The following is a 13,093-nucleotide window of genomic DNA, read 5'->3' as shown; positions in this document are numbered from 1 at the left end:
TACGGGGGCAGTGCTCCTGTGCTTTTTCTTTTAAACTCTATGCGTAGATATGGAAGTACTTATAAAGGATATATGATATAATTTTGTTTACATATGCAACGTTTGGAGCTGGTAAGATTGAAAATCCTTGCTATTGCCCCCTATGAGGGACTGAAAGAAATATTTAAAAAAGTTGGAGAAGAGTATCAGTGTGATTTTGATGTTGAACATGAAGATTTCTGTAAGGGAAAAGAATTGTCTAGGAAGGTTATGCACAATCAAGCAGATATCATAATTAGTAGAGGAGGAACGGCTTCCTATGTGGAAAGGGAGTTATCTGTACCTGTAATTGAAGTTGAGGTTTCAGGATACGATATCTTACGCATCCTCACATTCATTAAGGATTATGAAGGTAAAAAAGGTTTGATAGCGTTTTCTAAAATTGCAAATGGTGCTAAAACGATATGTGACATTTTAGATATTGATATCTCTATCTATGCCGTTAATAGTGAAGAAGAGGTTCAACAACGCTTAGAACAAATGAAGCGTGAGAACTATGAGGTTGTGGTGGGAGATGTGATTGCTGTTCAAAAGGCAGAATCTATTGGCCTCAATGGATTTCTATTAACCTCTGGAGAGGAAAGTGTCAAAAAAGCTTTCGACCAGGCGAGGAAGCTTTTTAATCATTTGGAAGAAGTGAAATCTTCGTATAAACCGATTGAACTCTATGTTGAACATTCTAATGAAGCTGTAGCTATCCTATCTAAGGATAACCACATTCTCTATTCAAATCAGAGGTTTGTTCAGCTTCAGCAGGCGAATAATTGGCCAGAGGAAGTTGTGTTAATGGCTGTGGAGAGAATGGAACGAACAGGATCAAACAAGTCGTTTGTAGAACACAGTGGGCATTATCTAGATATTGAGTTAGAGAAGCTTGATCAAGAATTAGTCGCTATCACATGCCGTGAAAGTGATCTTCAGCATGTAAATCAACATGAAAGTGTAAACATTGTTGATCCGAACTGGCAGCTTTCTCGAACAATGAAAACGTTCATAACAACCGGTAACGATCAATTAAAAAGGGTTATTGAGCAAGCCCAGAGCTACCATCAAGATGTAAGAAATATCTGGATTACCGGTGCTGTTGGTACGGGGAAAGAAAGCCTTGCGCATTTTATACATTTTAGTGAATCGTCTGAAGTTACAACGCCTCTTGCTGTGTTACATTGTGAGCGAGTAGCCCAGAATATACCACTTGAACAATTAACGTTAGACTCGGATTATTCGGTACTTTTACTTAATATTGAAAGGCTAACACATGCGATGCAACAGCAGCTTTTAGACCATATAAATACTCAACCAAAAGACGTACGTTACTTAGTAACCTGTAATATTGATATGGAGGAAGCGGTTAGAAATCAAGAGTTTCTTGCTGAGCTCTTTGAAAGACTTTCTACCGTCAAAGTTGATATTCCGCTTTTAGCTGAGCGAAAGGAAGACATTGAAGTACTTGCATTATCGTTCATTCATGAATTTAATCTAGAGCTTGGAAAACAGGTTGTTGGACTGCGATCAGAAGCCCTTGAGCTATTGAAGGAGCAAAGCTGGGAAGGGAATGTAAATCAGCTTAAAGCAGTGATCAAAGAATGCGTGGCGGTAACAAACACCCCATATATTGAGCGTGAATCATTAGAACAGGCATTAAAAAATGAAAACGGGTCATCTTCCCCTTATTCCATTGATTTATCTGGAACGCTAGAAGACATTGAAGGTAGAATTATCTATAAGATCTGGAATGAAGAAGGACAAAATCGAACCAAAACAGCCAAACGCTTAGGAATTAATCGAACGACACTATGGAGAAGGCTAAATAAAGTGAACCCATCTTAAGGGTGAAAAATTCAAGAGGGGTTCGGGATATTACTGCATATGTGTATTCCTCTGATGCTTATGTATCTCCATTGTCTAAGAACATCATTTATATCTTCCAACCATACTAAGATTAGTGAGTAAGGTCATCTATGACTTTACTCACTTTTTTTAATTAGGAGTTAAATCCATAGCTTTTACACAGATTTCGGCCAACACCTGCAGGATGAACAGGAGGCCATTGAAAAAAATGCTTTAAATGATAGTGAATCTTCTTATCAACAAAAAAATAGGCCTCATTACCTTAAATAGAAAACATTCGTCATTTGTTTGATCAGAACATGAGCGGAAGGAGAACCCGTAGACTCCTGTGGAACAGAACGAGTCTGAAGACATCGAAGTGATGGTTTTCCACTTCGAGGGCTGAGGCCGTTCCCACGGAAAGCGTAGGGTTCTCCTGTAGCGGCGCCACCCTTATTTATTGTTTAAATTTGAAACGAAATAATAAAATAATTATTATATGTTGCTTTTATGAACAAGTGATCGTATACTGACTTTGAAAGCGTTATATATTACGCATAAAAGGAGTGGACCCTCTTGGAATTAAAAGGAATTTATCCTGCTTTATTAACCCCGATGGATGAAAAAGAAAACATCAATGAAGCAGTATTAAAACAATTAACCAATCACCTAATTAAATCTGGTGTTCATGGATTGTTTGCGTTAGGAACAAATGGTGAGTTTCATGCCTTAACAACAGAAGAAAAAGTCCGCGTAGCAGAGATCCTCGTAAAGGAAGCTGCCGGGCGTGTTCCCGTTATGGTCGGAACAGGAGGTAATAATACAGCTGAAGCAATCCTGCTATCCCAGAAAATGGAGCAGATTGGCGCAGATGTACTCTCAGTGATTACTCCATATTTTATTCCACCCACACAAGACGAGCTATATTACTATTTTAAAGAGATTGCCGATTCGGTATCTATTCCAGTACTTCTATATAATATCCCCTCAAAAACAGGTGTAAATCTGGAGGCGAGTACGGTTAAGAGATTAGCTAGTCACCCTAAAATTATCGGTGTTAAGGATAGTAGTGGAAATTTTGATACGATTCTTAGCTACATTGAAGTAGCAAAGGGTGAAGATTTCAGTGTATTTGCTGGCACCGACTCACTCATTCTTAAGACGTTAAAGGCGGGTGGCCAAGGAGCCGTGGCAGCTACGGCTAATGCTTTACCTAAGGTCGTTGTGTCAATTTATGATTCTTGGAAGAATGGTGAGCTAGACAAAGCAGAAGAAGCACAACAGACTTTACAGCCATTAAGAGATACATTTGCACTTGGTTCCATACCGGCCCCGCTTAAAAAAGCAACAGAGCTTTTTGGTATTCCGGTTGGCCCTCCAAGAAGCCCAATCAAACCAGTGAATGAAGAAGCCGTTACGAATATAAAAAAGATGGTTCAATCCTACGAATCTATTAACTAAGGAGAGAAAAAAATATGCTACAAAACTATCAATTTCAATCAGCTGATCGAATTCTTGCTGGAGTAGATTCTATTAAGAACATTGCAAAGGAAGCTAAGTCCATTTCAAAGCAAGCGAGCAAAGTCCTTATTCTTACACAGCCTTTTATCATAGATCTTGATTTCTTTAAGACAATCATTTCTGAGCTACAAGATGAAGGACTTCAAGTTGATGTGAATACTGAGCTTGAACCAGAGCCAACAGATGCAAATATTGAAGGCATTTACCACAATATCAAAACAGAAGGCTATGACGTATTAATTGGTCTTGGTGGTGGGAGTGTGCTTGATGGCACCAAGCTCTTATCCGTGCTCATCACAAATGAATGCTTGCTTGAAGACATTCTCGGTACGGATTTAGTTGAAAAAGAAGGGCTGCCAACTGTGCTTGTACCGACAACATCAGGCACTGGATCAGAAGTAACTCCTAATGCGATCGTCACGTTCCCTGCTAAAGAATTAAAAATTGGGATTGTTAGTAAGCACCTACTTCCGAAGCTTGTGATCCTGGATCCTGTGTTAACGGTTAGTTTGCCAAAACCAATTACAGCAGCAACGGGCATGGACGCATTTACCCATTCACTAGAATCGTTTATTTCTAATAAAGCGAATTATATTAGCGACACCTTTGCACTAGAATCCATTCGTTTAATTTCACAAAGCATTGTAACGGCCTATGATGAAGGTGATAACCTTGAAGCGAGAGAAAAGATGTTAATTGGCGCAACTTATGGTGGGATGGCCCTTACAGCTGCAGGAACAGCTGCGGTACACGCGTTAGCTTATCCACTAGGTGGAAAATTTCATGTGACTCATGGTGTAGCAAACTCAATGCTTCTTCCGCATGTTATGGAATACAATATGAACTCGATTGTTGATCGATTAGCAGAGGTTGCCGGTCCGATGGGCATTAACACAGCTAATCTATCAAATGAAGAAGCGGCAACTAAGGTTGTAGAGAAAATTAAAGAGTGGACAGCTCGTCTGAACATTCCCCAAAACCTATCCGAGTTTGGTGTGACAGAGGATGATCTACAGTCGTTAGCAGAAGCAGCGTTTAATGTAAAACGTTTAATGGATAACAATCCTAAGCCAGTACCTGTTGAAGATATTAAATCCATCTACAAAAAGCTGTTGTCTTAAGGAGTGTAAAGAGATGAAGATTGCTGTGATTGCAGATGATTTAACAGGTGCAAATGATTGTGGCGTTCAACTAGTGAAGTTTGATTTAGAGGTTTCGGTTATGATTGATGCCAATGGTCAGCCTGAACAAGACCAGGAAGTATGTATCTATAATTCAGACAGCCGAGCGTTAAAACCTGAAGTAGCTTATCAGAAGGTAAAGGATATTAGCGAACAAATTATTCAAAGTGAACCAAGCATTATCTACAAAAAAATGGATAGCACGATGCGTGGGAATGTTGGAAGTGAACTCAATGCATTAGTTGATGTATTTCCGTGTGACTTTGTTTTTATTGCTCCGTCTTATCCGGATCAAGGAAGGCAAATTATCCAAGGCATTCATTATGTACACGGTGTGAAGTTAGCTGAGACCGAATTTGCGAAGGATCCAAAAACACCTGTGACTGAGTCGTATATTCCACAATTAGTTGAAACGCAGACAGAGAAGAAGGTAGGTCTTTTAAGCAGACAGGATTTGCAGCTTGGCACCGACCATGTACAGGCAAAGCTCGCTGAATGGAAAGCTGAGGGGACCGTATATATTGTTTGTGACTCCATAACAGAGAACGATCTCAGAGAGCTAGTAGAACAGGCTACTACATGGAGTGGCACTGTGCTATGGGCTGGGTCTGCGGGTTTAATGAATCACCTCCCACAAAGCATTCGTTTTGATAAACATGCACCATCAAAAAAATTACCATCAGGAGACTCTAATGTATTCTACGTGGTGGGTAGTGTGAGTGGGGCAGGACGTAAGCAGCTACAGCTCTTATTAAAAGAGACAGACGTTACACCTATAGAACTGAATTCATTTGATCTTGTCGCTGGGCCCATGTTAAAGAAGCTAGAACTAAAGCGTGCTCAGGAAGCGATTGAACAAGCGTTTCAATCAAATCAGCGTATTGCCTTTTTTTCTAACAATGACGTTCAAAGGACGCAAGAGATTGGTAGGCAGAATGGTTTAACTGAAATTGAAGTGAGTGAGGTTGTTTCTGAGGCGCTTGGACAGGTGGCTGCAGCTATATTAAAAAAACAAGACATCCAGCTAGCCTTTTTAACTGGAGGCGACACAGCCTTTGCGATCATGCAAGAACTAGGAGCCTCGACCTTCTATCTTGTTGAAGAGCTTGAACCTGGCGTACCGGTCGGACAAATTGACCAGACCACTGATTTATTTGTCATAACAAAGGCAGGGAACTTCGGGACGGAACAAGTCATGGTTAAGGCACTGAATCTATTTGAAGGAGAACGTGTATGACAAAACCTAAAATCGGAATCACGATGGGTGATGCAGCTGGAATCGGACCGGAAATCATTGTTAAGGCTCTTTTAGATGAACAGGTATATCAACAGTCTCGCCCTTTTGTAATCGGAGACGAATCAATTCTTCAACGGGCCGTTCAAGTAACAGGAGCAAACGTCTCGCTTCATAAAATCACTGAGGTATCTGAAGCACAATTTGAGCATGGAACCATAGATTTTATTGATTTAAATTTGCTTTCAGCCGACCTATCTTTTGGTCAGGTATCACCTGAGGCTGGGAATGCCGCATTTGAATACCTGAAAAAAACAATTGAGCTTGCAAAGGCAGGAGAGATTCAAGCGATTTGCACAGCGCCATTAAATAAAGAGGCCTTGCAAAAAGGCGGACATATGTATCCGGGACATACCGAAATTCTAGCGGAGCTCACCGAGACAACAGATTATAGTATGATGCTCTCCTCTCCTAAGTTGAAGGTAATTCACCTAACAACTCACCAAGGACTACTCGATGCCATCAGTTCAATTAATCCCGAGCGGACGTATACCGTACTTGAGCTTGCTCATCGTACGTTAACTAAGGCAGGTTTTAAAAAGCCGCGTATTGCGGTATGTGGTATTAATCCTCATGCTGGAGAAAATGGCTTATTTGGAAACGGGGAAGAGGAAGAAAAGCTAATCCCAGCGATTGAAAAAGCACAAGCTAAAGGCTGGGACGTATCGGGCCCGCATCCAGCCGACACCCTTTTCTTTCGTGCAGTACGTGGCGACTTTGATATCGTGGTTGCCTGCTATCACGATCAAGGGCATGTGCCAATTAAAGTGCTAGGTCTGGAAGAAGGGGTGAACATCACCGTAGGATTAAAAGGCGGAATTATCCGTACCTCGGTTGATCACGGAACAGCATTTGATATCGCTGGAAAAAATATAGCAGATTCACGTAGCATGCTGGCAGCGATTGAATCTGCTGTTGAGTTAGCGCCAAAGGAATAATGGATGAACGCATAGGATATATTTCCTGTGCGTTTTTGTTTCGGTATAAGTTCTTTATATCGAACGATGACTGGTATTGTCGAAACTATAGGAATATAACAATGCCTGTATTATGATATAAAAGTACTAATTTACATTACATAGGAGAAGAGGGAAGGACATCTATGAACACAACATGGAAATCATCTTTTGTTGCCCTGTTTAGCGTTTTACTTTTACTAAGTGGATGTGGCAGTGAGTCAACTGCTAATGCTGGTCCAAGCTTAGAAGAATTACAAACGTTAACACAAGAGCAAGAGCAACAAATAACGGAACTTCAAGGTGAAAACGAACAGCTTAAAACAGACATTACTGAATCAACGGACAAGCTAACTGAACTTGAAGAAGAGCTAAAAGACAAAAAATCGGTTGAGGACTTAGAAGGAAAGATAGTAAAGCTTGAGGAAGAGAAAAAAGCTCTCCATGAAAAGAATGAAGCTTTTGAAGGGGAAAAGAAAGAATTAATAAAAGAAAATGAAGAGCTTACTTCAAAGATTTCTTCTCTTGAGGAAGAAAAACAAACACTGCAGGAAGAAATTCAGACAAAGGAAGCTGAGCATAAAGAAGCTCTCTCTAGTGCTCAGAACTCAGGATCGACCTCAGAACAAACAAGCAATGATACGGAAGGACAAGCTAGCTGTGACATTAAAGGAAGCGTGAACGGGATTTATCATGTACCTGGGAGCACCTATTATGCGCAAACCAAAAATGTTGCTCAACACTTCTGTTCAGTGGAAGAAGCCGAAAAAGCAGGATATAGAGCACCTAAACGATAGTGGAAACAAAATAAAGTCCCCGTATCTTAGCCATTAAGATGTGGGGACTTTTTAAAGGGCTGCTCTATTTGTGATGCCTGGGATAGCATTGATTCACTCCTTTTAATATTTCTTACTTACATCTATTCCTTCGCTAAAAGATCCACCACAAACTGAGACCAGGTTTCCATCCGGTCATACTTGTCTTTTGCTTTTAACTGATCAAGGCTCATCCAGTAACCGGCAATTTGCTCGGTCTCTTTTACTTTTACCTCAGCGCCTTCTGTTACATCAAGCACTGAGAGGATCCCAATATGTACACGACCTACTTCAGATTCATCATCGTTGATTAAGCCTATCGTTTGAATAGATACTTTGTCCGCCTCAGCCAGATGTAATTCTTCGTTTAACTCTCGGTCTGTGTTGATACGTAGCACGTCATCAAAGCTGTCTGCTTCAATATGGTTCATATGGCCACCGAATCCTAAGGACAGCTTATTATGTAATCTAGATTCTCCGCCCCCAGCTAAACGCTCATAGGCAAAAAACTCTGAACCACGTCGAATGACAACGTAGGGGATTGGTTGCTTAAAGCTTGGATCTTCCTCGGCATCGCCACGTCGCATTTCCCGGTAGGTTTGCTTTAGTTGGTTCATAATGGCTTCCGTTTGTGATTGTTCTCCAAGAAGACCTTGAAAGGTAAGGGTTTCAGCTTGAAACACTAATTCTCGTGGTGCTACTAATATTTGCTCGTCCATCTTTCCCATTATTCAACGTCCTTTCTATGTATAACAAAGGTAAAACGCAGGAGAGGCCTAGGCCTGCTCTTGCGTTTCGAAAATAAAGTCGTCATCTCTTACTGGTTCAACGGTTGCTTTTTTATAACCGTTCCCCTTCATGGAGAAAAAGTCATGTGACTTTGTTTTTGTGTTTAATCCATTAAGAATAATTGGATTAATTTCTTCCTCTTCAAAGTAGCCGTCAAAGCCGAGATTCATTAATGCTTTGTTCGCGTTATAGCGTATGAACTTCTTCACATCATACGATAGCTCAACCTGGTCGTACACATCCTCCGTGTAAGCAAGCTCATTTTCATAGAGCTTTTTTAATAGATCAATGGAGAAGGCTTGAAGTTCAAGCTGCGTCTCAGGCGTTTGTTTTTTATAAATTTCTTGTGCCAGTAGACCTATGTATACACCATGAATGGCTTCGTCACGAAGGATAAGGTTGATAATCTCTCCGCTTTGCATAAGCTTACCTTGTCCATAGAAATAAAGTGGGTAGTAGAAGCCACTGTAGAAAAGAAAGCTCTCAAGATAAACAGAAGCGACCATGCCTTTATATAAGGAGATATCGTCATTCTTTTTAATATCTTCGTAGAGACCTACGATTATTTTAGCTTTATTTTGTAAAAAGCGATTTTCCTTCACCCAATCAAATGCCTCATTAATGGTTTCGGTAGGGGCTAGTGTCATAAAGATATTACTATAGGATTTTGCGTGAACTGCATTTTCCATCATCGCCATAAAGTTTAGTACGGCTTTTCGCTGATGGCCTTCTACATGGTCTGCAATAATAGGCATACCCGTATTTCCTTGCTCCGTATCTAGCAATGTTAGACCAGCAAGCACCTTCATATAGGCATCCTTTTCAGCATCATCAAGATACTTCCACGTAAGTAGGTCACCATTTAAGGCAACTTCCTCTGGGAGCCAGAATTGCTTAACATTCTGGTTATAAAACATCTGCGTGAAATCATCTTCATGCTTAGACCAGTTCGCTGCGTCAAATACTCTATCCATGATTTTGTGTCTCCTTTTGTCGCAACTTTCATAGACAAGCCCCCATCACAGGAGGGGGCTAATGTCCAAAAGTAACAATGGTTGGTTTCGTGCTAATTAAACGACGCAGGATAAGCAGCCTTCTTGCCCTGTATCCTTTGTTCTTGCGTAATAGATTGTTTTGATGCCTTTGTGATGAGCATATATATCAATTCGGTTTAAATCACGTGTTGTCATTGTATCCTTTAGGAACAAGGTAAAGCTAATGCCTTGATCCACGTGCTCTTGAATGGTTGATATCATGTCAACAACCTTAAACATATCCATATCATAGGCTTCTTTATAGAAGAACCAGTTGGATGGAGTTAGTCCTGGCATTGGGTAGTAGGTTTTGCTGTTACCATAGGTACGCTCTTCCATACGCTCCATGATTGGCATAACAGAAGCTGTACTTGATTGTACATAAGAGATTGAACCAGTTGGTGCAATACATAAACGATAGCTATGATAAAGACCATGTCTGGCCACATTCTCTGCTAGCTCTGCCCAATCTTCTTTAGATGGGATACTCATGCCTTCAAATAAAGCAGCAATCTTCTCAAATTGTGGAGAGTAGTCCTTTGTTAGATACTTCTCGAAGTAAGTACCATCTGCATAGGTTGAGCCTTCAAACTCATAATACGTGTCGCCAGTGTCTCGAGCAATCTCATTTGAACGTTTAATAGAGTAGAAGTTCATCATCATAAAGAACGTATTGGCGAAATCTCTTGCTTCCGCGCTTTCATAGGCAATTTGATTCTGAGCAAGATAACCATGAAGGTTCATCGCCCCTAAACCAATTGAACGCATCGCATTATTCGCACGACGAACGGCTGGTGCATTTGGAATATTAGTCGTCACTGAAACATGTGTCAGTGAATCCGTCGCAATGGCAACCGTTTGCTCGAGAGATTTATTTTTCATGACATTCATGATGTTAATAGAGCCAAGATTACAAGAAATGTCCAGACCAATTTCATCTTCTTCATCATAATCCCCGTAAGATGAAACCTGTGAGGCCTGAAGAACCTCTGAACATAGATTAGAAAACTTCACCTTGCTAATGTGATTGTTGGCGTGAGCATTATTCACATTATCGGCAAACATAATATAAGGATAGCCTGATTCAGAGCGCAAAATCGCTAGCTTCTGTAGAAGACGACGCGGGTTGATTTTATCTTTACGTACACGAGGATTGTTCACAAGCTCCTCGTACATTGCAGTCATGTCCATTTCGTCCATATGTTGTCCATACTCTTTGTAGATCGTATGTGGATAGAACACATAGGCATCCTTATCCTCGCGAGCTAGTTCAACAAATTTATCTGGAATAACGACTCCAATTGAAAGTGTTTTAACACGAACATCTTCATCGGCTGAAATCTTACGTGTATCAAGGAAGTCATTAATATCACTGTGAAAAATATTAAGATAAGCGGCCCCTGAACCCTGGCGCTGCCCCATTTGGTCTGCATAGCGGAAGGCATTATCAAGAAGCTTCATCACACCTACTACACCTTTAGTAGCATTCTCTACATCCTTAATTGCCTCACCCTTAGCGCGAAGCTTTGAAAGATTAAGAGAAACACCGCCGCCAAGCTTTGAAAGTTGCATGGAAATATCAATTGCTTTAGAAATATCATTCAGAGAATCATTCACTTCAAGAAGGAAGCAGCTAACAAGCTCTCCGCGACGCTTACGACCGGCATTTAAGAACGATGGTGTGCTCGGCTGGTACTCTTGTTTAATCATTGTCTCTACATATTGCTTAGCTTTAGCCGTATCCCCTTTAGCAAAAAATAAAGCGACAATGGAGATTCGGTCCTCATAGCGTTCGAGAATTTTTTTCTTGTCATTTGTTTTCAATGCATAATCATTGTAGAACTTAAAAGCACTCATGAAAGAAGGAAAGCGGAATTTCTTTTCATAGGCTGTTTGAAAGACCTCTTTAATCTCTTCCATCGTATATAGGTCAATAACATGCTCTTCGTAATAATCGTTTTCCACTAGGTATTTAATCTTCTCTTCAAGATCATGGAAAAAAACCGTGTTCTGGTTAATGTAATCAACAAAATAACTGTGGACAGCCTCCAAGTCCTTATCAAATTGGAACTGGCCCTCTTTACGAATCATAATTTGGTTATTCAGTTCAACCCATTGTGGAATGCTGTTTTGTTGTTTTTGTAGTAGCATCATTGACCTCCTGTGTGAATGTTTCTACATCTGAAGAAGTTCCGCTCAGCTCAAACTTCCTAAAGATAGGAATGTTATATCGCGCAGATATGGTATCTGCACTCTTCGCGAAATTGGCTCCCCAGATCCGATTACCACTTGCTGCAACGCCAACCAGATAGTCTGCGTTCTCTTTCAAAAAATCCTCCGTACTTTCCGGAACATTTCCAAACCCCGTTGTGTACGTAATAAGAATAAACGGCTGATTTATGTGAGTATCATGTTGTAATGGTTGTTTGTTCTCAAACGGAAGCTTATCAGCAAACCGTTTTACGTTCCCTGTTTTTGAATCGTATATGATTTGCATGTCATATCACGTTCCTTGTTCTTAATCTTATGTACATGAACTATACCACATATAGTATAAGATAAACATACAAAAATCAATATATAGATATTACCCACAGGTTGTGCATAAACGACAAAAAACGCGTCGCCCCCGCTTTTGGTCATGTGGACAAGTATTTTTTGCGAAAAAATTAACGCATTAGGCTGAAAATTGATTCTTTAAAATAAAAATAAGATCGAAGGTTTAGTTAGACTATATCTTGATCGTTTAAGAATAAAAAAGAAGCCCGATTCGGGCTTCTTTTTTATTCGGTAATGAAGTTCATCATGTAGTCTGCTAAAAGCTGGTGACCTTCTTCAGTGGGGATTCCCTTCTCAACATAACCATCAAGGTCTTCGATCGTAAAGTTAGGCCACTCATTCCAGTGGTTAGCATAATTCACAAAGGTTTCTTCACCAAAGTCATTTAGAGAATCAATTTGTCGCTGATAATAATTAGGGGTCGGAACTGGATTTGAAGGTAACAAAATAATCTCTGATTGAGGAGAAACGTCAGTCAATTCTTCTAAAATATATGTTAAATTCTCTTCCGACTCTTCAATAGGAAGAGCAAAACTATTATCATTTAATGTTAATGATTCAACAAAGACTATATCTGCCTCAGATTCTAATAACAAATCTAATTCAGATGAATCTAACACATCTCTAGTTGATTTTTTACCAACGGTTATTACGTTTGTTTCCACTTGAATTGTATCAAGCTCAAGCTCCTCCTCAAGAAGTTGCGGCCATGTCAGAGTTCCATCTTCACTTGTGTCCACCGCTTCAGAGCCAAAAAAAGTAATGTTGATTGTGTCAGCATTAGAATTGTTCAGTACTTGCCCTAACAATCCATCAACTTGTTCTACATCTTCATTAGACCCTTCCGACTCAGTTTGTTCTGGAGACGTTAGAGTGGATGGAGATTCTGACCCACTACTCGCAAGTCGATCGAGTTTATCTTGATAGGATATATAGCCAAAAATAATAAGAACAAAAGATAAAATAATTGTAGAAATAAAAGCAAGATTCTTCAGGGGAATGCATTCCTCTCTATGTAGAAATATGTCAACGAGATGAAGCTAACAATATGTAATTATATAACTTGAATATTGGT

General features: G+C 40.1%; 11 protein-coding genes. 6 read left to right on the top strand and 5 right to left on the bottom strand.

Going from position 1 to position 13,093, the window contains the following annotated elements; translation table 11 throughout:
- Nucleotides 1–117: 117 nt before the first annotated feature.
- From FN960_RS02255 to FN960_RS02230, 6 genes are all read left to right on the top strand, one after another.
- Nucleotides 118–1,869, top strand: a complete 1,752-nt coding sequence (locus FN960_RS02255; RefSeq protein WP_185970867.1) for a sigma-54-dependent Fis family transcriptional regulator — start codon at nt 118–120, stop codon at nt 1,867–1,869.
- A 576-nt stretch (nt 1,870–2,445) separates the two neighbouring features.
- Complete coding sequence (gene dapA, locus FN960_RS02250) at nt 2,446–3,330, top strand: 4-hydroxy-tetrahydrodipicolinate synthase (protein WP_143846741.1); 885 nt, start codon at nt 2,446–2,448, stop codon at nt 3,328–3,330.
- A gap of 14 nt (nt 3,331–3,344) precedes the next feature.
- A complete protein-coding gene (locus tag FN960_RS02245) occupies nt 3,345–4,511 on the top strand; it encodes an iron-containing alcohol dehydrogenase (RefSeq protein WP_143846740.1) in 1,167 nt (388 codons plus the stop codon).
- A gap of 13 nt (nt 4,512–4,524) precedes the next feature.
- Nucleotides 4,525–5,808, top strand: a complete 1,284-nt coding sequence (locus FN960_RS02240) for a four-carbon acid sugar kinase family protein (protein WP_143846739.1) — start codon at nt 4,525–4,527, stop codon at nt 5,806–5,808.
- Entirely contained in the window at nt 5,805–6,803 is a 999-nt protein-coding gene (pdxA, locus tag FN960_RS02235; RefSeq protein ID WP_143846738.1) for a 4-hydroxythreonine-4-phosphate dehydrogenase PdxA, read from the top strand. Before FN960_RS02240 ends, pdxA begins: the two co-directional genes overlap by 4 nt.
- Nucleotides 6,804–6,967: 164 nt before the next feature.
- The gene (locus FN960_RS02230; RefSeq protein ID WP_143846737.1) at nt 6,968–7,618 is read left to right on the top strand and encodes a sunset domain-containing protein; all 651 of its coding nucleotides are present in this window, start codon (nt 6,968–6,970) and stop codon (nt 7,616–7,618) included.
- Nucleotides 7,619–7,740: 122 nt separating this feature from the next.
- Here FN960_RS02230 and FN960_RS02225 read toward each other — a convergent pair whose 3' ends face one another.
- The 5 genes from FN960_RS02225 to FN960_RS02205 all read right to left on the bottom strand — a co-directional run bounded on the left by FN960_RS02225 (nt 7,741) and on the right by FN960_RS02205 (nt 12,827).
- Nucleotides 7,741–8,364 (bottom strand): hypothetical protein, encoded by a 624-nt coding sequence (locus FN960_RS02225; protein ID WP_143846736.1) that lies wholly within the window; start codon nt 8,362–8,364, stop codon nt 7,741–7,743.
- Nucleotides 8,365–8,412: 48 nt separating this feature from the next.
- Nucleotides 8,413–9,399, bottom strand: coding sequence for a class 1b ribonucleoside-diphosphate reductase subunit beta (nrdF, locus tag FN960_RS02220; RefSeq protein ID WP_143846735.1), 987 nt, complete (start codon nt 9,397–9,399; stop codon nt 8,413–8,415).
- 96 nt (nt 9,400–9,495) lie between these two features.
- Nucleotides 9,496–11,610, bottom strand: a complete 2,115-nt coding sequence (gene nrdE, locus FN960_RS02215) for a class 1b ribonucleoside-diphosphate reductase subunit alpha (protein ID WP_143846968.1) — start codon at nt 11,608–11,610, stop codon at nt 9,496–9,498.
- Entirely contained in the window at nt 11,567–11,956 is a 390-nt protein-coding gene (gene nrdI / locus FN960_RS02210; protein WP_143846734.1) for a class Ib ribonucleoside-diphosphate reductase assembly flavoprotein NrdI, read from the bottom strand. Before nrdI ends, nrdE begins: the two co-directional genes overlap by 44 nt.
- Nucleotides 11,957–12,242: 286 nt before the next feature.
- The gene (locus tag FN960_RS02205; RefSeq protein ID WP_143846733.1) at nt 12,243–12,827 is read right to left on the bottom strand and encodes an SGNH/GDSL hydrolase family protein; all 585 of its coding nucleotides are present in this window, start codon (nt 12,825–12,827) and stop codon (nt 12,243–12,245) included.
- Nucleotides 12,828–13,093: the final 266 nt, after the last annotated feature.

The sequence above is a fragment of the Alkalicoccobacillus porphyridii genome (assembly GCF_007293315.1).
Lineage (GTDB): Bacteria > Bacillota > Bacilli > Bacillales > Bacillaceae_D > Alkalicoccobacillus > Alkalicoccobacillus porphyridii.
The sequence above is the reverse complement of the archived record's forward strand: the minus strand, read 5'-3'. Positions and strand labels throughout refer to the sequence as shown.